This is a genomic window from Ruminococcus sp. AM26-12LB (assembly GCF_003480785.1).
GTDB classification, from domain to species: Bacteria; Bacillota; Clostridia; order Lachnospirales; family Lachnospiraceae; genus Blautia_A; species Blautia_A fusiformis.
Window position 1 is genome coordinate 25,246 of sequence record NZ_QUJX01000020.1, and the last position, 24,679, is coordinate 49,924.

General features: G+C 46.5%; 22 protein-coding genes. 19 read left to right on the forward strand and 3 right to left on the reverse strand.

The annotated features are described in order from the left end of the window. Positions 1-70: 70 nt before the first annotated feature. From acsE to DW694_RS14380, 7 genes are all read left to right on the forward strand, one after another. Positions 71-856 (forward strand): carbon monoxide dehydrogenase/acetyl-CoA synthase methytransferase subunit, encoded by a 786-nt coding sequence (gene acsE, locus DW694_RS14350; RefSeq protein ID WP_015525295.1) that lies wholly within the window; start codon positions 71-73, stop codon positions 854-856. A gap of 148 nt (positions 857-1,004) precedes the next feature. Continuing rightward, on the forward strand, positions 1,005-2,945 hold the full coding sequence (acsV, locus tag DW694_RS14355; protein ID WP_092072018.1) for a corrinoid activation/regeneration protein AcsV: 1,941 nt from the start codon (positions 1,005-1,007) through the stop codon (positions 2,943-2,945). A 27-nt stretch (positions 2,946-2,972) separates the two neighbouring features. Beyond that, positions 2,973-3,635, forward strand: coding sequence for a DUF3786 domain-containing protein (locus tag DW694_RS14360; RefSeq protein ID WP_022427073.1), 663 nt, complete (start codon positions 2,973-2,975; stop codon positions 3,633-3,635). Between the two features lie 98 nt (positions 3,636-3,733). Continuing rightward, complete coding sequence (locus tag DW694_RS14365; protein WP_015525292.1) at positions 3,734-5,419, forward strand: formate--tetrahydrofolate ligase; 1,686 nt, start codon at positions 3,734-3,736, stop codon at positions 5,417-5,419. Positions 5,420-5,517: 98 nt separating this feature from the next. Next, positions 5,518-6,147 carry a cyclodeaminase/cyclohydrolase family protein gene (locus tag DW694_RS14370; RefSeq protein WP_021651423.1) on the forward strand — a complete coding sequence of 210 codons (630 nt, stop codon included), beginning with the start codon at positions 5,518-5,520 and terminating at the stop codon, positions 6,145-6,147. A gap of 14 nt (positions 6,148-6,161) precedes the next feature. Next, positions 6,162-7,013 carry a bifunctional 5,10-methylenetetrahydrofolate dehydrogenase/5,10-methenyltetrahydrofolate cyclohydrolase gene (locus DW694_RS14375; RefSeq protein ID WP_015525289.1) on the forward strand — a complete coding sequence of 284 codons (852 nt, stop codon included), beginning with the start codon at positions 6,162-6,164 and terminating at the stop codon, positions 7,011-7,013. A gap of 30 nt (positions 7,014-7,043) precedes the next feature. After that, positions 7,044-7,805, forward strand: a complete 762-nt coding sequence (locus DW694_RS14380) for a glucosaminidase domain-containing protein (protein ID WP_353615831.1) — start codon at positions 7,044-7,046, stop codon at positions 7,803-7,805. A gap of 437 nt (positions 7,806-8,242) precedes the next feature. Here DW694_RS14380 and DW694_RS14385 read toward each other — a convergent pair whose 3' ends face one another. Next, on the reverse strand, positions 8,243-9,751 hold the full coding sequence (locus DW694_RS14385) for a 4Fe-4S dicluster domain-containing protein (RefSeq protein ID WP_118753229.1): 1,509 nt from the start codon (positions 9,749-9,751) through the stop codon (positions 8,243-8,245). Positions 9,752-10,151: 400 nt separating this feature from the next. On the opposite strand from DW694_RS14385, the gene DW694_RS14390 reads away from it, so the two are divergent. The 4 genes from DW694_RS14390 to spoIVA all read left to right on the forward strand — a co-directional run bounded on the left by DW694_RS14390 (position 10,152) and on the right by spoIVA (position 15,827). After that, positions 10,152-10,631, forward strand: a complete 480-nt coding sequence (locus DW694_RS14390) for an NAD(P)H-dependent oxidoreductase subunit E (RefSeq protein WP_015525285.1) — start codon at positions 10,152-10,154, stop codon at positions 10,629-10,631. Further along, positions 10,628-12,499 carry an NADH-quinone oxidoreductase subunit NuoF gene (locus DW694_RS14395; protein ID WP_059085925.1) on the forward strand — a complete coding sequence of 624 codons (1,872 nt, stop codon included), beginning with the start codon at positions 10,628-10,630 and terminating at the stop codon, positions 12,497-12,499. The genes DW694_RS14390 and DW694_RS14395 overlap by 4 nt, the downstream gene beginning before the upstream one ends. Before the next feature lie 15 nt (positions 12,500-12,514). Further along, a complete protein-coding gene (locus tag DW694_RS14400; protein ID WP_015525283.1) occupies positions 12,515-14,212 on the forward strand; it encodes a [FeFe] hydrogenase, group A in 1,698 nt (565 codons plus the stop codon). 145 nt (positions 14,213-14,357) lie between these two features. Then, the gene (gene spoIVA, locus DW694_RS14405) at positions 14,358-15,827 is read left to right on the forward strand and encodes a stage IV sporulation protein A (RefSeq protein WP_118753230.1); all 1,470 of its coding nucleotides are present in this window, start codon (positions 14,358-14,360) and stop codon (positions 15,825-15,827) included. Positions 15,828-15,928: 101 nt separating this feature from the next. Here the strand turns inward: spoIVA and DW694_RS17005 are convergent, their stop codons facing one another. Continuing rightward, a complete protein-coding gene (locus DW694_RS17005; protein ID WP_173741167.1) occupies positions 15,929-16,090 on the reverse strand; it encodes a hypothetical protein in 162 nt (53 codons plus the stop codon). Positions 16,091-16,218: 128 nt separating this feature from the next. On the opposite strand from DW694_RS17005, the gene DW694_RS14410 reads away from it, so the two are divergent. The 4 genes from DW694_RS14410 (at position 16,219) to DW694_RS14425 (ending at position 19,463) form a co-directional block, all read left to right on the forward strand. Next, a complete protein-coding gene (locus DW694_RS14410) occupies positions 16,219-16,875 on the forward strand; it encodes a hypothetical protein (RefSeq protein WP_092072007.1) in 657 nt (218 codons plus the stop codon). A gap of 112 nt (positions 16,876-16,987) precedes the next feature. Next, positions 16,988-17,179: a hypothetical protein gene (locus DW694_RS14415; RefSeq protein WP_118753231.1), complete on the forward strand. Its 192-nt coding sequence runs from the start codon at positions 16,988-16,990 to the stop codon at positions 17,177-17,179. Positions 17,180-17,263: 84 nt separating this feature from the next. Further along, entirely contained in the window at positions 17,264-18,088 is an 825-nt protein-coding gene (locus DW694_RS14420) for a S8 family peptidase (protein ID WP_015525272.1), read from the forward strand. Positions 18,089-18,251: 163 nt separating this feature from the next. After that, entirely contained in the window at positions 18,252-19,463 is a 1,212-nt protein-coding gene (locus DW694_RS14425) for an NADP-dependent isocitrate dehydrogenase (protein WP_118753232.1), read from the forward strand. 122 nt (positions 19,464-19,585) lie between these two features. Here the strand turns inward: DW694_RS14425 and DW694_RS14430 are convergent, their stop codons facing one another. Next, complete coding sequence (locus tag DW694_RS14430) at positions 19,586-20,383, reverse strand: sirohydrochlorin cobaltochelatase (RefSeq protein WP_118753233.1); 798 nt, start codon at positions 20,381-20,383, stop codon at positions 19,586-19,588. Positions 20,384-20,584: 201 nt separating this feature from the next. On the opposite strand from DW694_RS14430, the gene hemA reads away from it, so the two are divergent. The 4 genes from hemA to cobA are packed head-to-tail and all read left to right on the forward strand — an operon-like array spanning position 20,585 to position 24,677. Next, on the forward strand, positions 20,585-21,814 hold the full coding sequence (gene hemA, locus DW694_RS14435; protein WP_021653027.1) for a glutamyl-tRNA reductase: 1,230 nt from the start codon (positions 20,585-20,587) through the stop codon (positions 21,812-21,814). Next, positions 21,804-22,295, forward strand: a complete 492-nt coding sequence (locus tag DW694_RS14440; RefSeq protein WP_015525267.1) for a bifunctional precorrin-2 dehydrogenase/sirohydrochlorin ferrochelatase — start codon at positions 21,804-21,806, stop codon at positions 22,293-22,295. Before hemA ends, DW694_RS14440 begins: the two co-directional genes overlap by 11 nt. Further along, a complete protein-coding gene (gene hemC / locus DW694_RS14445) occupies positions 22,282-23,175 on the forward strand; it encodes a hydroxymethylbilane synthase (protein WP_022426910.1) in 894 nt (297 codons plus the stop codon). Before DW694_RS14440 ends, hemC begins: the two co-directional genes overlap by 14 nt. Beyond that, positions 23,172-24,677, forward strand: a complete 1,506-nt coding sequence (cobA, locus tag DW694_RS14450; RefSeq protein WP_118753234.1) for a uroporphyrinogen-III C-methyltransferase — start codon at positions 23,172-23,174, stop codon at positions 24,675-24,677. The genes hemC and cobA overlap by 4 nt, the downstream gene beginning before the upstream one ends. Positions 24,678-24,679: the final 2 nt, after the last annotated feature.

Below are 24,679 nucleotides of genomic sequence, written 5' to 3' on the forward strand. Positions count from 1 at the left end.
ACAGTTATAAACGGCTGTGCAGGTTTGCTGCACAGCCATATCCTACTAATATGTAAAGGAGAACACGAGTATGGCAAAATTTGTAACAATTGGGGAGAGACTTTCAACAACAGCACCGGCAGTAAATAAAGCATTTACTGAGAGAGATCCTGAGCCGATCATCAAAAGAGCAAAACAGCAGCTTGATGCAGGCGCTACATATCTTGACGTAAATATCGGACCTGCTGAGAACGATGGCGAGGACCTTATGAAATGGGCAGTACAGCTCCTTCAGTCTGAGTTTGACAATGTTCCGCTTGCTCTGGATACTACAAACCAGAAAGCTATTGAGGCTGGTATTTCCGTATACAACAGAAGCAAAGGAAAACCGATCGTAAACTCTGCAGATGCTGGAGACAGAATTTCCAATATCGACCTTGCAGCAGCTAACGATGCGATCTGTATCGCACTTTGCTCTTCCGGTATGGTTGCATCAGACAATGACGAGCGTATGATGCACTGCCAGAACATGCTTGAGAGAGGTCTTGGCCTTGGTATGGAAGCAGAGGATCTCTGGTTTGATCCGCTTTTCCTTGTTGTAAAAGGAATGCAGGACAAACAGATGGAAGTTCTTGAGGCAATCAAGATGTTCTCCGAGATGGGTCTGAACTCCACTGGCGGTCTTTCCAACAACAGTAACGGTATGCCAAAACATATCCGTCCGATCATGGACTCTGCTCTTGTAGCTATGGCTATGATGAATGGTCTTACATCTGCAATCGTTAACCCTAACGACCTTCGTCTTATGGAGACAATCAAATCCTGTGACGTATTCAAGGGTAACACACTTTACGCAGATTCTTACCTTGAGATCTAATTTGGCGTGTGAACAAAACAGGAGCGCTGTTTCAGAGGCTGGGGGCTTCGGCCTTCAGCCTCTTTTTTACTAATATAGTTTAGTCTAACTCCCAACGCCACAGGTGGAAGACGAATAACTTTTACGAGGCGAGAAAGGTGGTTGCCGAATGTTTAAGGTGACTTTTGCTTTTGAAAATGGCAGTACGGTAGAAGCATTTGCCAATGCGGGGGATAATTTACTGGAGGTTGCTCGTAGTGCCAATGTGGCTATCGATGCACCGTGTTCCGGAAACGGAGCCTGTGGAAAATGTCGGGTACAGTTAAAAAGCGGAGAACTGGACTCAAAGAAAACTCTTCATATTTCGGATGAAGAATATGGCGCAGGCTGGCGTCTGGCCTGTATGAGCAAGATCAGTGCAGATGTGGAGGTTCTTGTTCCGGATATTGCATCCGCATATAAGAGCCGAATGAAAGTGGCTGATTTGAGCTCAAAAGAAGAAATCGCTATTTTTGAAAATGCCAAGCATGAAGTTGAGATGGCTGGCATAGAACTTACAAACAGTCTTGATGTTGTGGAACTTCAGATGGATATTCCATCACTGGATGATACCATGCCGGATAATGAAAGACTGACCCGTGCACTTCAGAAGTTTATGAACCTGAAGCGTGTCAGAATTCCGTATGCGGTGCTTAAGAAGCTTCCAGATGTACTTCGTGAGAGTAAATTTTCTGTGAAGTGCGTGGTTCGTACAGCACCAAATGACATGTATGTTTATGATATTTTTGACAGTAAGAAAGATGTTGTGATCGGTGGTCTTGCTGTAGATATCGGTACCACAACCGTTTCTGCAGTCCTGATCAATATGGAAACAGGAGAGATCCTGGCCAAGAGTTCTTCCGGAAACGGACAGATCCGTTTTGGTGCGGATGTTATCAACCGTATCATCGAATCTCAGAAACCTGGCGGAAAGAAGAAACTTCAGGATGCAGTGATCAAAGAGACCATTAACCCGATGATCCATGAGATGTGCAGAAGCATTCATTTCCCGGAGGAACAGATCTACCGGATGTGTGTTGCTTCCAATACGACCATGAATCATCTGTTTGCAGGGATCAATGCGGATCCGCTTCGTATGGAACCGTATATTCCTACGTTTTTCAAAACAAATTCCTTGTTTGCATCGGATGTGGGGATTGAGATCAATCCGGATGCACATATTATCATGGCTCCGAATATCGGAAGCTATGTAGGTGGAGATATCACTGCCGGTACACTGGTAAGTATGATCTGGAACAGACCGGAATTTTCTCTGTTTATCGACCTTGGTACTAACGGAGAGCTTGTATTCGGTAATTCTGATTTTATGATGAGCTGTGCATGTTCCGCAGGTCCTGCCTTTGAGGGTGGAGATATCAGCTGCGGTATGCGTGCTACAGACGGTGCTATTGAGGCATGTACCATTGATAAAGAAACTATGGAGCCGACATATAAGGTTGTAGGTGAACCTGGAACCAAACCGGTAGGACTTTGCGGTTCCGGTATCATTGATGTGATCAGTGAACTTTTTATGACAGGAATCATCAATCCGAAGGGAAAATTTGTCCGTGAGGGCAAAAGAATCCGTCACGATCACTATGGCATGGGAAGCTATGTGATCGCGTTTGAAGAGGAAGCCGGTTCTGCCAAGGATGTTGAGATCACAGAAGTGGATATTGATAACTTTATTCGTGCCAAAGGCGCTATTTTCTCAGCAATCCGTACCATGTTGAATTCTCTTGACTTCGATGTTTCCATGATCGACGATGTATATGTTGCCGGTGGAATCGGAAGCGGAATCAATATGGCCAATGCAGTGCATATCGGAATGTTCCCGGATATTCCTCTTGAGAAGTTCCATTACATTGGAAACTCTTCTCTTACAGGTGCTTATCTGATGCTTCATTCCACATCAGCAGAGAAGAAAACCTATGAACTGGCTTCAAATATGACTTACCTGGAGCTTTCTACAGTTCCTACCTATATGGATGAGTTTGTAGGTGCATGCTTTATTCCGCATACGGACACAAATCTGTTTCCGTCTGTTATGGAAGAACAGCAGAAGAGATAAAGCAGACTAAAACAGCAGAGGTAAAACATGGCTTTTAGTATAAATGACTTGAATTATGAAAAAGACAGCAAAGAAAGAATGCCCTGGGAGCATTATACAGAGGAGTTCGCTAAGGCGGACCCGGCAGAAATTGCCGGACGTCTTTCACTTCCTTATGACGAAGAGAAGAAAGAACTGACTCTGAAATTCCTGGGAAGCGTTTATTATATTTCCTGGCCGGATTTTCAGGTAACTCATGAGGAAGATGATGCGGGATTTTATCCTCTTGAGGAAATGCATTATGCAAAGATCCTTGCTATCCGTTTTCTGCTGAACGGGAATGTATCTCAGGGAAGCGGAAGGTTTAAAACATACAGGGAAATGCCCTGGGGAGAGGTTTATCTCCGTCAGTTTGATGGCAGGTGCATCAAACGCCTGGCTTTCACATACGGAAACAGACTTAAGGATTTCAAGGAGATCATGGAACATATCCATGCGGTTCCCGTGGATCATGGAGATATTGCATACCAGGTGGAGATCTTTCCGGGATATGTAGTTCAGATGATCCTCTGGGAGGGCGATGATGAGTTCCCGCCGTCCTCACAGATCTTGTTTTCCGATAATTTTCCGGTTTCCTTTGCGGCTGAGGATATGGCCGTTATGGGAGACGTTATCATTGGGTCTTTAAAGGCATTTCTGAAATGTCTTTAAAAATGAAAAATAGTTAAGAACAGGATGGGACCTGTTTTTATAGAGATGCAGTTTTAAGGGATTAAAAACTGTAAAAATACCTAAAGGGAGGTAACATTATGGGATTTAAAAGTGACATCGAAATTGCACAGGAGTGCGAAATGCTTCCAATTACACAGATTGCAGAGAAGGCAGGTATTGACGACAAATATCTGGAGCAGTACGGTAAGTACAAAGCAAAAATTGATTACAATCTGTTAAAAGAGAGTGACAAGAAAGATGGTAAGCTGATCCTCGTAACAGCTATCAACCCGACACCTGCAGGAGAGGGAAAAACAACAACAACCGTTGGTCTTGCAGATGCAATGCAGAAAATGGGCAAAAAAGTAATGGTAGCTCTTCGTGAGCCATCCCTCGGACCGGTATTCGGTGTAAAAGGTGGTGCAGCAGGCGGCGGTTATGCACAGGTAGTTCCGATGGAGGATATCAACCTTCACTTTACTGGTGACTTCCATGCGATCGGTGCGGCAAACAACCTTCTTGCAGCAATGATCGACAACCATATCTTCCAGGGCAATGACCTGAACATTGACCCGAGAAAGATCACATGGAGACGTTGCGTGGACATGAACGACCGTCAGCTTCGTAATGTAGTAGATGGTCTTGGCGGAAGAACAAACGGTATGCCTCGTGAAGACGGATACGACATCACAGTTGCATCTGAGATCATGGCAGTTCTTTGCCTCGCAAGTGACATCAAAGACCTGAAAGAGAGACTTTCCAGAATCATCATCGGATATACCTATGGTAAAGTTTCCGAGCAGAAACCGGTAACAGCTGGTGATCTTCATGCAGAGGGTGCTATGACAGCACTTCTGAAAGATGCCCTGAAACCAAATCTTGTACAGACACTGGAGCATGTTCCTGCAATCGTACACGGCGGACCATTCGCAAACATCGCTCATGGATGTAACTCCGTAACAGCTACAAAGATGGCTATGAAACTTGCAGATTATGCTATCACAGAGGCTGGATTCGGTGCTGACCTTGGTGCAGAGAAATTCCTTGACATCAAGTGTCGTATGGCAGGCCTTCATCCAAGCGCAGTTGTTATCGTAGCTACTGTTCGTGCACTGAAATACAACGGTGGTGTTCCGAAGGCAGATCTGAACAACGAGAACCTTGAGGCTCTTGAGAAAGGTCTTCCAAACCTTCTGAAACATGTAAGCAATATCAAGAATGTATACAAACTTCCATGTGTAGTTGCTATCAATGCATTCCCGACCGATACCAAGGCAGAGCTTGACCTGGTTGAGGCAAAATGTAAAGAGCTTGGCGTTAACGTTGCACTTTCCGAGGTATGGGCAAAAGGCGGCGAAGGCGGCATGAAGCTTGCTGAGGAAGTAATCCGTCTTGTTGAGGAGCCGAATGACTTCACATATGCTTATGAGCTTGAGGGATCCATCGAGGATAAACTGAATAACATCGTACAGAAAGTTTACGGTGGTAAGAAAGTTGTTCTTACAGCAAATGCTCAGAAACAGGCAAAACAGCTGGAAGCACTTGGATTTGGCAACTGCCCGATCTGTGTTGCTAAGACACAGTACAGTCTGACTGATGATCAGACAAAACTTGGTGCACCGACAGACTTTGAGGTAACAGTACGTAACCTGAAGATTTCCGCAGGTGCAGGATTCATCGTTGCTCTGACAGGTGAGATCATGACTATGCCAGGTCTCCCGAAAGTTCCGGCAGCAACCAAGATCGATGTAGATGAGACAGGTAAGATCACAGGTCTCTTCTAATCGGAACATAAGATCAAAAACAACCGGAGGGGGCTTTTTATAAAGCCCCCAATGGGCTCTAAAGAGTGCTAAAATAAGAATATAAGGAGGAGAGTCCTATGGGATTTTCTACCAGTACATGTACTGAATTTGTCGAGGTATTAAGCTCCAAGGCACCGGTTCCAGGCGGCGGCGGTGCATCTGCCCTTGTAGCTGCTGTTGGTACAGCTCTTGGAAACATGGTTGGAAGCCTTACTGTCGGTAAGAAAAAATATGCAGATGTAGAAGATGAAATGTGGGAGCTGAAAAAGAAATGTGATCAGCTTCAGAAAGATTTCCTTCATCTGATCGAGAGAGATGCGGAAGTTTTTGAGCCTCTTTCCAAGGCTTACGGAATGCCGAGAGAGACAGAAGAAGAGAAGGCTGAGAAGGCTCGAGTAATGGAAGCTGCCCTCAAGGAAGCATGCTCTGTTCCTATGGAGATCATGGAGAAATGCTGCGAGGCTATTGAACTTATCGTTGAGTTCGGAGCAAAAGGTTCTAAGCTTGCAATCAGTGATGCTGGTGTAGGTGCTGCATTCTGCAAAGCAGCTCTTAAGGGAGCAAGCCTGAATGTGTACATTAACACAAAATCTATGGCTGACCGTGCGTATGCAGAGGAATTAAACAAAAAAGCAGACGCTATGCTTGAGAAATATACAAAGATCGCAGACGAGACATTTGACAGTGTTCTCGGAAGACTGAAATAGGAGGAACCAGACAAATGGCAAAGCAGTTATTAGGTAAAGAAGTAACAGCGGCTCTCAATGAAAAGATCAAAGCGAACGTTGCAGAGCTTCAGGCAAAAGGTGTAGATCCTACACTTTGCATTATCCGTGTTGGTGAGAATCCAAGCGATATTTCCTATGAGAGAGGTGCTACAAAGCGCTGTGAGACTCTTGGTGTTGCATGTGAGAAAATTCTTCTTCCGGAGGATGTTTCCCAGGATGAGCTTCTTGCAACCATCGATAAAGTAAACAAAGATGACAAGATCCATGGAGTTCTTCTGTTCCGTCCGCTGCCAAAACATCTGGATCAGGCAGTGATCGAGAATGCACTTGCAGCAGAGAAGGATGTTGACTGTATGACAGATCTTTCCATGTCTGGTGTATTTACAGGCAAGAAGATCGGATTCCCGCCATGTACACCGCAGGCATGCATGGAGATCCTTGATCACTATGGAATCGACTGCACAGGCAAAAAAGCGGTTGTTATCGGAAGAAGTCTTGTAGTTGGTAAACCGGCTGCCATGATGCTTGTTAAGAAAAATGCGACAGTAACGATCTGCCATACAAGAACCGTTGATATGCCGTCTGTTGCAAAAGAGGCGGATATCGTCATCGTTGCAGCTGGTCGTGCTGGTGTTGTCGGCGCTGATTATGTCAGAGAGGGACAGACTATTATTGATGTTGGTATCAATGTCAATGCAGAGGGCAAGCTTTGTGGTGATGTTGATTATGCGGCAGTTGAGCCAATCGTTGATGCGATCACACCGGTTCCTGGCGGAGTAGGAAGTGTTACAACTTCTGTTCTTGTAGGTCATGTGGTTGAAGCTGCAATGAGAAAAGCGCAGTAATAACAGTAATAAAGGGTTGATCATTTATATATGTACAGATTCCGAAATAGTTTTTGTTTACGGATGATGGTACTTGCAGGCGTTCTGGTGTTCGGAACGCCTGCAGGTGTTTTGGCAGAGGAAGCGGATCATTCTATGGAGGGTCAGATTTCGAAGCCTCAGTCATCTGGAGAGAGTGATACAGAGGGTTTTGTGGATGATTCCACAGATAATACTTATGGATATTATACGATCATGGGGTGTACCACAGTGGATGCGGAGGATATGGTAGTGCAGTATGAGGCGCAGAATGTGGAGTATCCTTCCGGCATCCTGACGGAGGGTGGTGCACCGGATATTGATACGTTTTGCACGATTGTGATAGAGGAAGCGGATGCGGAGGGCGTCCGTGGGGAGGTTGTTTTTGAGCAGGCGATGCTTGAGACCGGATGGCTTCAGTTTGGTGGGGATGCCAGTGCAGGGCAGTTTAATTTTTCGGGGCTGGGAACCACCGGTGGTAGTGTTGCCGGTAATTCTTTTCCTGATGTAAGGACGGGGATCCGGGCGCAGGTGCAGCATCTGAAGGCTTATGCTTCTTCGGAGGAGTTGAACCAGGCTTGTGTGGATAACCGTTTTCAGTATGTGACCCGGGAGAGTGCACCTTATGTGGAATGGCTTGGGATTCAGGAGAATCCTTACGGCGGCGGTTGGGCCGCCGGGAGAAGCTATGGATATAAGCTTAGGAGTCTTCTGGCGGAGCTGAAGGGGGAAGAGTATACCTGGCCTGAGAGTACGGAGACGGTGGAGAAGTAGTGGTGGTGGCGAACGGGACGGCCCGGAAGGGAGTGCGGTTCTGTCCGCGGCCGGGCTTCGTCGGCGGCTGGATCTAAGGCGCCGGGATTCTGCTAAAACCATTTTCCAAAAGCCAGAACTCGCGGCTTTTTGCCGCTCAGACAGCTGGCTTTTGAAAAATAACGCAGAAGTCCCGCCGCCTAAGATCCAGCACACCTCCTGCAGAGTCGTCCGCAGACAGTACCGCACTCCCTTCCGGGCCTGTGCGTTGGTTGGGGTAAGTTGTCTGGCTAAACGATAGGATGTGGATGAGGGATGGAGGCGGGCTTTGCCCTGTCCTGGTTGATAAAATAATGGAGATGTAACCTTGAAGATTAAAGATCTAGGTTGCATCTCCATTTTTTATTCAATCAAATTGAAATATTTTGGGAATTATATAGTGGAATATTTTGAGGTATTTAGTTCAACTCCAGGTTTTCCAGTTCCTGTGAGGGGAGTTTTGGTTCTGAGCTGTCTACGTATTTTTTGAGTGCTTTGGAGGTTTTTGCGAAGCCGGCATTGGTTCCTGCACCGCCGATGCAGCCTCCGGGGCAGGCCATTCCTTCGATCATGCAGTTTTTGAGTTTTCCGGCCTTTGCCAGAGTGAGGACTTTTTTACATTCGGCAAGGCTTTCTGCGTGTTCGATGTGGACTGGTACATCGGGATAGTATTCCTTCAGACAGTTTTCGATGGCTCCGGCTACGCCGCCGGCGATGGCGTAGCCTCGTCCTGCTGCGGTTGCGGCCTGGGTTTCTTCCGGGAGCTCTTCGCAGGTGGATGGGGTGATGCTTTTGGCGTCGAACAGGCCCCAGAGTTCTTCGAAGGTGATAACGAAATCCACATCACTTCTTACGGAATGTCGCATGGCTTCCAGTTTTTTGGAGGCGCATGGTCCGATGAAGACTACTTTTGCGCTGGGGTGTTCTTTTTTTACAATGCGGGCAGTTGCCACCATCGGGGTCAGTTCCTGCGAGATGTTGTCGATCATAGCCGGGAAGTATTTTTTTGCCATGACTGACCAGGATGGGCAGCAGGAGGTGAGGAGGAACGGGAGGTGGCCGGTTGCTACTTCTTTGGCGTAGTGGTGTGCTTCAGAGATGCAGCCGATGTCTGCGCCCAGTGCTACCTCATAAATGTTTGAGAAGCCCAGCTGTTTGAGAGCGGAGCGGAATTGGCCCGGGGTGACGTCTTCGCCGAACTGATTGATGTAGGCGGGGGCGATTTCTGCAATGATCTCAGTTCCTTCTCGAAGGGCGTGGGACAGCTGGAAGATCTGGGATTTGTCGGAGATAGCTCCGAATGGACAGCTGACCATGCACATGCCGCAGGATACGCATTTATCCTGGTTGATGGAGGCGCGTCCCTGTTCATCGCTCTCGATGGCTTTTACACCGCAGGCACGTTCGCAGGGGCGTTCTTTATGGGCGATGGCATCGTAAGGACAGACAGCTTTGCATCTTCCGCAATGGATACATTTGTCCTGGTCGATGAAGGATTTTCCGTTTACCATGGAAATGGCGCCTTTGGGGCAGGTGAGTAAACAGGGATGTGCGACACAGCCGCGGCACATGTTGCTGACTTCGTATTTGTTGGATTCGCATGCGGAACATGCGGAAGGGATCACCTGCATAAGAGGTGGTTCATAATATTTCTCGTCAATGTTGCTGGCCTTCACGCCATCGGTAAGGTGGACGGAACGATTTTCCGGGCGGAGGGAAAGTCCCATGGCCAGACGGACACGTTCGCTTGCAACAGCTCTTTCACGATAGATGCTTTCGCGGTATTTCGCGCGTTCCTCTACAATATTGTAGGGAATGGATTCGATATCATGGATCATTGATTCGTCCGTGGATTCAAATCCGATCTTAGCAATTTCGGTAAAAATCTTTCGCCGGATCTGTTTTACTGGTGTGTCAAGATTTCGCATAGATGTTCTCCTTTACAAAATAAATTAATTAAATGTTTTCCACGCACTTTTTATCTATCTTAAAGTAATTGAGAAATAAAATCAATAACCGGCTTTAATGTTTTGGGGCAGAAACAAAGAGCAGATTTGTATCTTTATTATCAAGACTGTTAAAAATTGAACATATTTTATGGAAAATAGATACAAAATCAGTAAGTCACTGTAAACATTTCGATATATTCTGAAAAAAGCAAAAAAACCGCTTGTGAAAAATGACCATATAAGTTATAATTAAAGGCATGAAATAGTGCAAAATAATGATTTGCATAAATGCGCGGCACTGACAGAGTGTTAAAGCATTAACCTGTAGTGGAACAGGTTGATCAAGTGGAAAATCTATGAGAAACAAGGAGGGAACCGAATGTTAGACCAGACGTATTACAGAAAAACGGACGAGATCATCGAGCACTACGGCCGGAAAGCTGCATCACTGATTCCGATCATGCAGGATATCCAGGCTGAGTACCGTTATCTTCCGGGAGAGCTTCTTACTTATGTTGCGGAACAGATTGGTGTAAAAGAAGCGAAGGCGTACAGTGTAGCTACTTTCTATGAAAACTTTTCCTTTGAGCCGAAGGGCAAGTACATCATCAAGGTATGTGACGGTACTGCCTGTCATGTACGTAAGTCCATGCCTGTAAAGGAAGCAATGCTGAAGGAACTTGGACTGAGTCATAAGAAGCATACTACAGATGATATGATGTTTACCGTTGAGACAGTTTCCTGTCTTGGTGCCTGCGGACTTGCACCGACACTGACTGTAAATGATGAAGTTCACCCGAAGATGACTCCTGAGAAGGCTGTTGAGCTTTTAAATGAATTGAGAGGTGAGAGCGTATGAGTATAACCAGTATGGAAGATCTGAAAAACAAACAGGCTGAGGTTAAGAAGAATCTTGATGGCTATACCTGCCGTGTTCTCGTCTGTTCCGGTACCGGATGTATTGCTTCCGGTGCTCAGAAGATTTATGAAGAAATGTCAAGACTCTGTGAGGGAATCGAGGGTGTTGCGGTTGAGATGCAGAAGGATGTTCCTCATGTAGGAATCGTTAAGACCGGATGCCAGGGCTTATGTGAACTTGGTCCTCTTATGAGAATTGAGCCCTATGATTATCAGTATGTACATGTTCAGGTAGACGACTGTCGCGAGATCGTAGAGAAGACCGTGATCTGCGGACTGCCTGTTGAGCGTCTGTTTTATCGTCATAATGATGAGGCCTGTCCACATCCCAGTGACATTCCGTTCCTGAACCAGCAGACAAGGATCGTTCTTGAGAACTGTGGCAAGATCGATGCAGAGTCCATTGATGAATATATTTCCGTAGGCGGATTTTCCGCTATGGCGAAGGCTTTCTTTGAGATGACCCCACAGGGTGTTATCGACGAGATCTCGAAGTCTGGTCTCCGCGGCCGTGGCGGTGCAGGCTTCCCTGCAGGCAAGAAATGGTCACAGGTTGCACGCCAGCCGGAAAAAGTCCGTTATGTAGTATGTAACGGTGATGAGGGTGACCCGGGAGCATTTATGGATGGTTCCGTAATGGAAGGTGATCCTTACAAGATGATCGAGGGTATGGTGATCGCTGCCTATGCAGTAGGTGCAGAAGATGGTTATATTTATGTGCGTGCCGAGTATCCTCTTTCTGTACAGAGACTTCGAATGGCTATTGAGCAGGCAGAGTCCTATGGCCTTCTTGGTGATAATATCCTTGGTTCCGGTATTAATTTCCACTTACATATCAATCGCGGTGCCGGAGCGTTCGTATGTGGTGAAGGTTCTGCCCTGACTGCTTCTATCGAAGGCAACAGAGGTATGCCTCGAGTAAAACCTCCGAGAACGGTTGAGCAGGGTCTGTGGGGTAAGCCTACCGTCCTCAATAACGTAGAGACCTACGCCAACGTACCGAAGATCATCCTTCAGGGTGCTGACTGGTTCCACACCATCGGTACAGAGGGAAGCCCTGGAACAAAGACTTTCTCACTTACCGGTTCCATTGAGAACACCGGTCTTATCGAGGTTCCAATGGGAACAAGCCTCCGTCATATCATTTATGACATCGGCGGCGGTCTTAAGAGCGGTGCTGCATTTAAGGGTGTACAGATCGGCGGTCCTTCCGGTGGATGTCTGATCGACGATCAGATCGATCATCCGCTTGATTTTGATTCTGTTAAGAAGCTGGATGCCATCATGGGCTCCGGCGGACTGGTTGTTATGGATGAGAATACCTGTATGGTAGAGGTTGCGCGTTTCTTTATGAGCTTTACACAGCGTGAGAGCTGTGGTAAATGTGTTCCCTGCCGTGAGGGTACCAAACGTATGCTTGAGATCCTGGAGAGAATCGTCGCAGGTAAGGGTGAGCTTTCCGATCTGGATGAGCTGGAAGAGCTTGCAAACATGGTTCAGAGCATGGCTCTGTGCGGACTCGGTAAGAGTGCACCGCTTCCGGTCATCAGTACTCTGAAGCGTTTCCGTGACGAATATGTAGAGCATATCGTAGATAAGAAATGTCGTGCGAAGGTCTGCACGGCGCTCCGTCAATTCCATATCAATCCTGAGTTCTGTATCGGCTGCGGCAAGTGTGCAAAGAACTGTCCGGCTGGTGCGATTTCAGGAAAGATCAAGCATCCACATGTAATCAACAACGACGTATGTATCAAATGCGGATCCTGTAAGGATAACTGTAACTTTGATGCGATTTATGTGGAAGCATAGAAGGGAGGATATCTTATGGGTACAATGACAATTGACGGAAGAAAAGTAGAATTCACCGACGAAAAAAATGTCCTGACAGTCATCAGGAATGCCGGTATCAATATCCCCACACTGTGCTATCATTCAGAGGTTTCCACCTTTGGTGCCTGTCGTCTCTGTACAGTTGAGGATGACAGAGGCAAAACATTTGCCTCCTGTTCTGAGCAGCCGAGAGACGGAATGGTTATCTATACCAACTCCGGCCGTATTAAGAAATATCGTAAACTGATCGTGGAGTTGCTTCTTGCAGCACATTGCCGTGACTGTACAACCTGTGTAAAGAGCGGCGAATGTATCCTGCAGGAGCTGGCACATCGCCTTGGCGTGCGGGATATCCGTTTTGAAAATACAAGAGAACAGCATGAGATCGATGACAGTTCACCGTCCATCATCCGTGATCCGAACAAATGTATCCTCTGCGGCAACTGTGTACGTGCCTGCGAGGAACTTCAGGGAATCGGAGCTCTTGGATTCGCATTCCGTGGAACAGAGGCCATGGTCATGCCTGCATTCAATAAAAAGATTGCTGAGACACAGTGTGTAAACTGTGGTCAGTGCCGTGTTTACTGTCCGACAGGAGCCATCTCCATTCGTACACATATGGATGAGGTTTGGGATGCACTTGCGGACAAGGATACCCGTGTGGTTGCCCAGATTGCGCCGGCAGTCCGTGTAGCAGTTGGTGATCACTACGGCCTCACAAAGGGCAGGAGCGTTATGGGCAAGATCGTCAACGCACTCCACAGAATGGGCTTTGATGAAGTATACGATACCACATTCAGCGCCGATCTTACTATTATGGAAGAGACCAAGGAGTTCCTAAACAGAGTGGAGAAGGGTGAGAATCTTCCGCTTCTGACTTCCTGCTGTCCTGCATGGGTGAAGTTTATCACTGATCAATATAAAGAATATGTTCCGAATATCTCTACCTGCCGTTCCCCACAGGGAATGATGTCTGCGGTTATTAAGGAATATTTCCGTGATCCGGAGCATGCAGCAGGCAAGAAGACCGTTATGGTTTCCATTATGCCATGTACAGCCAAGAAGGCAGAGGCAATCCGCCCGAACAGCTTTACCGATGGCGAGCAGGATACCGATATCGTTATCACAACCACAGAGCTTCTCCGCATGATCGATAACTTTGGTCTTGATTTTGCAACACTGGATCCGGAAGCATGCGATATGCCGTTTGGATTTGGTTCCGGCGGTGGCGTTATCTTCGGTGTTACCGGTGGTGTTACCGAGGCAGTTCTTCGAAGACTGAGCCCGGATCACAGTAAGGAAGCCATGCATGAGATCGCAGAGTGTGGTGTCCGTGGTGAAGAGGGAATCAAGGAATTTACCGTACCGTACAAGGGAATGGATATCAATGTATGCGTAGCCAGTGGCCTTGCAAATGCAAGAACCGTTATGGAACGTGTAAAGAACGGCGAGGCAAACTATCATCTGATCGAGGTTATGGCATGTCGCCGTGGATGTATCATGGGTGGAGGTCAGCCGACCAGATCCGGTGACAGAACCAAGGCAGCCAGAGCAAGAGGTTTGTACAATGCAGACAATACCATGATCATCAAGAAATCCGATGAGAACCCACTGGTTCTGGAGCTTTATGAGGGACTCCTCAAAGGCAAAGAGCATCATCTGCTTCACAATGAGTTCTATATCAAAGACTGATATGAGGAATACAAAGAGCTGCTGTTCCCGGTGAACAGCAGCATATAAGAAGCCTTCCGGGCATATACTGTGGTATGCGGGAACTGTCTTTTTTAAGATGTTTCCCGGAACTTACAGGCCAGTATATGCAGGGAGGCTTTTTTATATGGAAAACTTTCAGGTTTACCGTGATATCCAGGCACGGACGGGCGGGGATATCTACATAGGGGTTGTGGGCCCGGTCCGTACAGGAAAATCCACATTTATCCGGAGATTTATGGAGCTGATAGCACTGCCATCGATCAGCGAGGGAAAAAGAGCAGAACTTCAGGATGAACTGCCATTAAGCGGTGCCGGAAAAATGATCACCACCGTAGAACCCAAATTTATTCCAAAAGAAGCAGTGGAAGTATCCATAGGGGAAAACCAGAAAATCCGGGTAAAACTCATTGACTGTGTAGGCTTTCTGGTAAAGGATGCATCCGGAAATGTGGAAGAAGGCAGGGAACGGATGGTCAAAACACCATGGCAGGAAAAAGCAATCCCGTTCCATGATGCAGCCCGCATTGGAACGGAAAAAGTGATCAGCCAGCATTCCACCATTGGGATTGTAGTCACAACAGACGGAAGTTTCGGGGAGATTCCCAGAGAAAATTTTATCCCGGCAGAGGAACAGACCATAAAAGAACTGAAAGTCCAGGGAAAACCCTTTCTGATCCTGGTAAACTCCCAGACTCCCTACAGTGAGGAAACCGGAAAAACTGTAAAACATCTGGAAGAGAAATTTGGAGTATCCGTTCTGGCAGTCAACTGTGAACAGCTTCGAAAAGAGGATGTGACCAGAATCCTGGAGAAGATCCTTTATGAATTCCCGGTCAGTGAGATAGAGCTTTTTGTTCCCAGATGGGTGGAGATGCTTTCTCCGGAACATGAGGTAAAGGCGGCTCTGTTAAATGAGATTCGGGAAAAGATGACCAAACTTACTCATGTGCGTGATGTAAGCAGAGAATCAGTATATCTGGAAAGTCCATATGTGGAAGATACATTGCTTGAGCAGGTCAGTCTTTCCGATGGAAAAGTCCGTATCCGGATCGCAGTAAAAGACATTTATTATTATCAGATGCTCAGTGAAATGAGCGGGATATCCATGGAAAGCGAATATGAACTGATCCAGACCATAAAAGAGCTTGCCGGTATGAAGGAACAATTTGTAAAAGTCCAGGCTGCCCTGGAAGCGGTAAAAGGAACAGGGTATGGGGTTGTGGTGCCTGAGCTTTCCGAGATCACTATTGAGGAACCTGAGGTGATCCGTCAGGGAAATAAATTCGGAGTAAAGATCCGGTCAAAAAGTCCGTCCATTCATATGATCCGGGCGGAAATCGAAACGGAGATCGCTCCGATCGTTGGTACAGAACAGCAGGCGGAGGATCTGATAAAGTATATCAGAGAAAGCCCGGAGCGAGGGGAAAGTATCTGGGAGACCAATATTTTCGGAAAATCCATCCAGCAGCTGGTGGAAGACGGAATCCGGAACAAGCTGGCCATGATCAGCGAAGAAAGTCAGGTGAAGCTTCAGGATACTATGAAGAAGATCGTAAATGACAGCAAAGGCGGACTGGTGTGTATCATCATATGAATGGAGAATAGAATTGCAAAGCAATTTTGTTCATGAGCATGTAACAAAGCGGAATGCGAATATCCTGTTTGTATCCTCTTTACAGTAAAAAAGGACGTTCTTCAGCAGACGTCCTTTTTTTGATGTTGTTTTTTCCATTCTGCGATAAACTGAAGCTGTTCCAGGTCAGATAGTTCCTGGGAAGCGGCGTCATTTCCTGCAGCGGCACAGCAGAAAAGAACAAAGATCTGGAGTCCGAAGAATACAAGAAAAAAGAGAAGCATAGAAAAACCTCCTTTATTTTTCAGATATGTTAAGTATTGGAGGAGATAATGTATTTTATACATTATATTGCAAGAAAATATAATTATCACCGGGTATGGAGATTTTTAAAACAGGAGGAAAAGAAACCATGAAAAAGAGAAGATTCGCACAGCTTGTTCTCATGATCACAATGCTGTTTTGCCTGACATTTGGCACAGTGTGTGCGCAGGCAGCAACAACAGCAACCACAACAACCGCAAAAGCAGCTGTTAAAAATGGCTGGAAAAAAGAGGGCGGACAATACTACTATTATGTGAAGGGAAAAAAAGTAAAGAATACATGGAAAACCGTGACTGTCGCTAATAAGACTACCGGCAAAAAAATGACATACAGATACTATTTTTCCAACACCGGAAAGGCTTATAAAGGTGGAACATTCTTCGGGGAGAACTATCTCCTTGTAAAAAAGATCGGCGGGAAATACTATGGATTTAACCGGTATGCACAGATGGTAAAAGGCGTTTATTATTCCGCATATGGACAGTCCAGAGCCGGATTTTATGCTTTTAATACAAAAACTGGTGTATACGATGCTAGAACATCTTCAAGAATAAGGAAAGCATTTGTAAGAGAAAAGAGTTCTGCAGCACTGCGGAAAGTCCTTGGCAGACCTCTTCGTACCAGAAAGACAGATGGCTGTTATGGTGACGGACAGGAATATCTGTTGGAATACACAAGATTCTGGGTCAATACATACAAAGACAAAAAAGGGAAGGAAATCGTACTGGACGTGATCAGCAAATAAGGTTCCTGCCGGTGCCAGAGCAGTTCAGTGCGAGATCCAGGGAAATCTGGAAAAGATCACAGGCTGTATTGAAGAAAAATATCTGGATACAGACAGCAGGATTTATATAAGATTGAACCATGATAAGATTTATGAAGCATTTCCGATGGATGTTTCCACAGAAGATGGAAAAACGGACAGTAGCGGTTTTTGCTTATATCTGGACCGTTCACTTCTTGCAGCAGACGGAAATCAGATCGAAATTCTTACAGGTAGCAAAGATCCCGGGGATTCAGATGTAAGATCCCGGGGTCTTTTTATATAAAACGAGTAGCGGGAAAGATGGCCGCAGAATAAGCTAAAGAAAGGTCAGCTGTCCGACGGGAGAGCTTTGGAAAGGTATAAAAGGATGTATACAGGAAAAGGGATAGGCGTGGCGGTTCTGGATACCGGTATTTTTCCTCATATAGATTTTGGCAGCCGTATTTCCGTGTTTCGTGATTTTACAGGAGTCAGACGCAGCCCATATGATGATAACGGACATGGGACTCATGTCAGCGGGATCCTTGCAGGGGACGGAACTGCATCAGGTGGAAAATATAAAGGGGCTGCACCTGGCTGCAGTATCGCTGCTCTGAAGGTTCTGGATCGTTTCGGGAACGGAAGCAGGGAGGATGTGATGCGGGCATTTCGGTGGATCATGGAGTTTGGAAGCATTTATCATATCCGTATCGTTAATATTTCAGTGGGAACAACATCCCGGGATCATAAGGAACAGACAGATCTTCTTGAAGGAGTGGAAAAACTTTGGGATCTGGGATTTGTGGTGGTAGCTGCAGCAGGAAATCAGGGACCGGGGGCCGGCACGGTAACAGCACCGGGAAGCAGCCGGAAAATCATTACCGTAGGCTCCAGTGATATGCTGAATGGCAGAAAGGCAGTTTCCGGAAGAGGCCCTACTTTTGATTGTGTGTGCAAACCGGATCTGGTAGCGCCGGGAAGCCAGGTCATTGCCTGTGCACCGGGACTGCCGTACTCATATGGGCTCAAAAGCGGAACCTCCATGTCGACGCCTCTGGTGTCAGGAGGGATCGCCTGCCTTCTGGAAAAAGATCCCCGGCTTTCTAATGTAGAGGTAAAGATGTTGTTAAGAGAAAATGCAGAAGATATGGGACTTCCCAGAAATCAGCAGGGATGGGGAAAATTTAACTGTGAAAAACTGTTGGCAGGCTGAATTATTATACAATTCTTATAAACATAGTGTGGTAAAGCACAAAAGCGTTGACGGAACCGGAAAATATGAGTACAATGTACAGTAAAAGTGCTGAAGAAAGATTCTAAAGGAAAGAGCACCTGGAATCCGAACAGGAGAATAAACCTCAAAAGGAGAAAATAATATGGAAAAAATCAAAATGCAGACACCTTTAGTTGAGATGGACGGAGACGAGATGACACGTATCCTGTGGCAGATCATCAAGGATGAACTTCTCACACCGTATCTGGAACTGAATACAGAATATTATGATCTTGGTCTTGAGCACAGAAATGAGACAGATGATCAGGTTACCATTGATGCAGCAGAAGCAACCAAGAAATACGGAGTAGCCGTAAAATGTGCCACAATCACGCCAAACGCAGCCAGAATGGAAGAGTATGACCTGAAAAAAATGTACAAGAGTCCAAACGGAACGATCCGTGCTATTCTTGATGGAACTGTATTCCGTGCGCCGATCGTTGTAAAGGGAATCGAGCCATGTGTAAAGAATTGGGTGAAACCGATCACACTTGCACGTCATGCATATGGAGATATCTATAAGAATACAGAATTTTATATTGACAAGCCGGGAGATGCATATCTTGTATTTGAGGGCGAAGACGGAGAAGAGCGTAAGGAGCTGATCCAGCATTTTGATGGAGCAGGTGTTCTCCGTGGCATGCATAATCTTGATGATTCCGTAAAGAGCTTTGCGAGAAGCTGCTTTAATTATGCACTGGACACAAAGCAGGATGTATGGTTCGGAAGCAAGGATACCATTTCCAAAACATACGATGGAAGATTTAAAGAGATTTTCCAGCAGATCTTTGATGCAGAGTTTAAGGATAAATTTGAGAAAGCCGGCCTGACCTATTTCTACAGTCTGATCGATGATATCGTAGCCCGTGTTATGAAGGCAGATGGCGGTTTTATCTGGGCATGCAAGAACTATGACGGAGATGTTATGAGCGACATGGTATCTTCCGCATTTGGCTCTCTTGCCATGATGACCTCTGTACTGGTATCCCCGAAGGGATATTTTGAGTATGAGGCTGCCCACGGAACAGTTCAGAGACACTATTATCGTCATCTTGAGGGAAAAGAAACATCCACAAACTCTGTTGCAACGATCTTTGCATGGACAGGAGCTCTCCGCAAGAGAGGCGAGCTGGACGGAAATGAAGCACTTGCTGATTTTGCAGGAAAACTGGAAAAAGCAACACTGGATACCATTGAAAGCGGAAAGATGACCAAGGATCTTGCACTGATCACTTCCCTGAAAGAGGTACAGGTATTGAACAGCAAAGAGTTTATCCTTGCTGTAAAGACAAAACTGGATGAACTGATGGCATAAATAACAGGAATTTCATAATTTCAAGTAATTTCATAAAAAATAAAAAACTGCACCGGAAGATCCTGGGATGGATCACGGTGCAGTTTTTTTATGAGGGATATATATGGATCATCTGATCTCTGTCAGACCGAAGCGTTCATGGCCTGCCGTACATGTTCCACAAGGATCTGCCTGACCTGGGGATATTCTCCAAGTCCCTTCAGTACAGGGGTGACTTCATATCCTTCGGAAGAAAGACGGTTCATCCAGGAGTCCGGATCTGCACCGGCCAGATCGTTCTGTGCATGGTCGCCGGCTACGATCATGAAAGGCGCCAGCACGATCTTTTTCGGATGAAAGCTGTCGGCAGCCCGGAGAAGGGAGTCCAGGGCTGGATAGGCTTCTACAGTTCCAAGAAAAATATTTTTATGTCCGGTATCTTTAAAACGGTAATCCAAAGCAGCGTAAACCGTGTTTGCGTAGTGTTCTGTTCCATGTCCCATCAGTACAAGTGCAGTGTCCGGATCCATGTCCCGGAATTCATCTGCAACTACCCGGACGATCGCCTGGTTATCTTCTTCTGTTGTGAGAAGAGGATTTCCGAAAACAATACTGGAAAAACGGTCACGAAAAGAAAGCGCATCGGCTTTCATCTGATCATTTTCGATACCGTTGATCACATGAGTCGGCTGTACGATCACATCGGTGATACCATCCAGAAGCATCTGTTCCAGAGCCTCCTTTACCGTGTGGATCGTAAGACCGTCCCGCTTTTTCAGTTTGGCAATGATCATTTTGCTTGTCCATGCACGGTAGGTGGGACAGGCCGGGAATGCATCGGCAATATCGTGCTCGATGGCCTCGATGGTAAGCTTACGGGTGTTTTCATAGCTTGTGCCGAAACTTACTACTAGGATCGCTTTTTTTGAAGCTGAGTTCATACGGGGATTTCCTCCATCCTGATAATTATGGTGATTATGATAAACTCTTTATATTTCTCCGCTGGAATATAAAGATGATCCGCAATTTCTACCATAAGATATTATAAAAGGGAGGGCTGACATTGTCAATCGTAGTTGACTTTCCTTACGGAAATGTTTATCATTATAAAAGATTGTGGAAACAAAGGAGAAACGTAGGACATGAGTATATTCATGATTGGAATCGATCATAATATGGCACCTGTAGATGTCAGAGCGCAGTTTGCTTTTACCCGTAAAAATACCGGAGAGGCGCTGCGCAGGCTGAAAGAAGAAGCTGGGATCTGCGGGTGTATTATTCTGTCGACCTGTAACCGGCTGGAACTGTGGGTAAGTACTGCAGATGAGGAGAAGCCGGACCTGTATCAGTGGCTCTGCTCGTTGAAAGGTGTGCAGGGAGAACAATACCAGAAGTATTTTACCAGCAGAGAAAACGAAGAGGCGGTGGAACACCTGTTTTATCTTACCAGCGGACTGAAATCCCAGATCCTGGGGGAAGATCAGATCCTGACCCAGGTAAAAGATGCGTTGAGTATGTCAAGGGATGAGTTTACCACAGACAGTGTTCTGGAGGTGCTTTTCCGTATGGCGGTAACTGCAGGCAAGAAGATCAAAACGGAAGTGCCGTTTTCCCATGGAAATCCTTCTGTGATCCATCAGGCCATCCGTTTTCTGGAAGAGGGCGGTTATCATGTTCGCAATAAAGTCTGTATGGTGATCGGAAACGGTGAGATGGGGAAGATGGCTGCCCAGACACTGCGTGAAGCAGGAGCGGATGTGACGGTTACGATCCGTCAGTACAGAAGTGGTGTTGTGAGCATTCCTGTTGGATGCAGCAGGATCAATTATGGTGAGAGAATGGATTATCTGCCGGAGTGTGACCTGGTGGTCAGCGCAACAGCAAGCCCCAATTATACACTGACGGAAGAATTGTTTGAGGATGTACGTGTGGAACGACCTATGATCCTTATCGATCTGGCAGTTCCAAGAGATATTGATCCGGAGATCCGAAAAAAAGATAACATCACACTTTATGATATGGATAGCTTCCGAACCGGCGAGACACCGAAGGAACTTGCAGATAACCTAGAAGCAGCAGGAGCCATTGTGAAGGCCCAGATGAACGAATTTTTCCAGTGGCTGGAAGGTCGTGATATCATCCCGCGCATCCAGGAGATCAAAGCGGATGCTGTGGAAGATTTGAACCTGAGGATCGAAAAAATCTTCCGGAAAACTCCTATGGAGGATTCAGACAGAGAAAACCTGAAAAAAGCAGTGGATACTGCAGCCGGAAAGGTTGTGAACAAGCTGATCTTCGGGCTTCGGGACAGTCTGAACCAGGATGCTTTTCTGGAATGTGTGGAAGGACTGGAGAAACTTTATGAAGAATAAACCTTATTTCCCCATGTTTATAGACTTGTCCGATAAAAATATCGTTGTGGCAGGTGGTGGTAATATTGCTACCAGAAGAATAAAAACTCTTCTGAAATTTACAAGAAATATCACGGTAGTGGCTACAAAAGTGACCCAGGAGCTTATGGATCTCGGGAAAGCAGGAACCGTGACTCTGTATATCCGTCCCGTGAAACGTTCTGATTTTGCCAATGCATATATGGTGATCGCAGCCACCAATGACTGGAAGCTGAATGATGAGATCCATCGTGTCTGTAAGGAGGAGGGCATTTATGTTAATGTAGCCTCCGACCGGGAAGCCTGTGATTTTTATTTCCCAGGCGTATATATGCGGGATGAAATGGTAGTTGGAGTTACAGCCAGCGGACTGGATCACAAAAAAGCAAAGCGTGTAAGGGAAGAGATCCAGAATGCGCTGGAAAAAGTATTGGGAGAGCAGGATGAAGATGAAGAGAGATAAGATCGTGATCGGCAGCAGAGAGAGTAAGCTTGCAGTGCTGCAGAGCGAAATGGTCCGTGACTACATAAAAGAAAAAAATCCGGATCTGGAAGTGGAAATCCTCACTATGAAAACTACCGGGGATATCATTCTGGACCGTACACTGGATAAGGTTGGCGGAAAAGGGCTTTTTGTAAAGGAGCTGGATAAAGCACTGATAGATGGAAGAAGTATTCTTTCTGTACACAGCCTGAAAGATATGCCTATGGAGGTTCCGGAGGAGCTGCCGCTTCTGGCTTTTTCCAAAAGAGAAGATCCGAGAGACGTACTGGTTCTTCCTGAGGGAGCTTCTGAACTTGATAAAAGCAAGCCCCTTGGATGCTCCAGCTTAAGGAGAACTTTACAGCTTAAAAAACTGTATCCGGATATGGATGTCAGAAGTATCCGCGGAAATCTTCAGACAAGGCTCCGGAAGCTGGATGAAGGACAGTACAGTGCATTGATCCTGGCTGCTGCCGGCCTTAAGAGACTTGGACTGGAATCCAGGATTAACCGGTATTTTACAGCAGATGAGATCATTCCGGCTGCTGGTCAGGGAATCCTTGCTGTACAGGGAAGAAAAGGGGAAGCTTATGATTTCCTGGAGGGCTACTGTGATAAGGATGCCTGGACCGCGGGAAGTGCGGAGCGTGCTTTTGTAAAGCTCCTGGATGGAGGGTGCTCTTCTCCGGTGGCTGCCCATGCGGAAATTCTCGGGGATGAGATCTATCTCAGAGGGCTTTATTATAATGAAAAAGACGGTTCCTATGTAACAGGAACACTGCGTGGCAATAAGGCAGATGCGGAAAGCTTAGGCAGGGAACTGGCAGAAACTCTTCGGAAAAAAGGAGAAAACAGATGAAAACAGGAAAAGTATGGCTGGTAGGAGCGGGTCCTGGCGATATCGGCCTTTTTACATTAAAAGGCCTCAAAGTGCTGGAACAGGCAGATGTGGTCGTCTATGACAGTCTGGTAGGTCAGGGAGTTCTGTCAAGAATCCCGGAAAATGCCAGGCTGATCAATGTAGGCAAACGTGCCAGTCACCATATCATGCGTCAGGAAAATATCAATCAGGTACTTCTTGAGGAGGCACAGCGGGGTCTTCGTGTGGTGCGCCTGAAAGGCGGAGATCCATTCCTCTTTGGAAGAGGAGGAGAGGAGCTGGAGCTTCTTCGGGAGAATGGGATCCCTTATGAGGTTGTTCCGGGTGTTACTTCCTCCATTGCAGTACCGGCATATAACGGGGTTCCGGTAACACACAGGGATTTCTGTTCTTCAGTCCACATCATTACAGGACATAAGAGGGCCGGAGAAGAATATGATATAGACTTCCGGGCACTTGTTGATACAAAGGGAACGCTTGTATTTTTGATGGGCGTGTCCGCACTTCCGGATATCTGCGAGGGTCTGATAGGTGCAGGAATGGAAAAGGACATGCCTGCGGCGATCCTGCAGAAGGGAACTACAGCAGGTCAGAAACGGATCGTAGCAACAGTTTCTACCCTAGAAGAAGAGGTGAAACGCCAGGGGATCGAGACACCGGCGATCATTGTGGTGGGTAAGGTATGTACACTGGCAGAGAAGTTTGGCTGGTATGAAGAACTGCCGCTTTCAGGATGGAAGGTCCTTGTCACAAGACCGAAAGAGCTTGTTTCCAGAACTGCGGACAAGCTTCGTGAAAAAGGCGCGGAGGTTCTGGAGCTTCCGGCGATCCGTACTGTCCCCATGGAAGACCAGAGCCGTCTCTATAAAGCGCTGGATCACCTGGAGGAATATCAGTGGCTTGTATTTACCAGCCCTACAGGTGTAAGGGTATTTTTTGAAGAACTGATCCGCCATGGAAAAGATATCCGTGCCATGGGAAATGCCCGTCTGGCCGTGATCGGGGAAGGAACAAAAAAGGCCCTGAAGGAAAGAGGTCTGCTGGCAGATTTTGTGCCGTCGGTATATGACGGGGATACTCTTGGAAAGGAACTTTCAGAGCTTCTTTCCGGTGGAGAAAAGATACTTATCCCGCGGGCAGAAAAGGGTAATGAAAAGCTCACCGCATTTCTTGCACAGGCAGGCGCTGTGGTCGAGGATGTTCCGACCTATCAGACTCTTTACGAAAAGAGCCAGCTCATCGATGAGAAGAAGGAATTTGAAACAGGACAGATCAGCTGTGCGGTGTTTACAAGTGCCTCCACTGTGAAGGGATTTGTAGAGGGAACAAAAGGACTGGATTATTCAAAGGTTAAGGCGGCCTGCATCGGCAGACAGACGAAGGCGGCTGCTGAGAGCTTTGGAATGAAAGCATATATGTCAGAAAAAGCCACCATTGACAGTCTTGTCAAGCTGGTGGAGGATATGAAAAGGAGCGAATGATC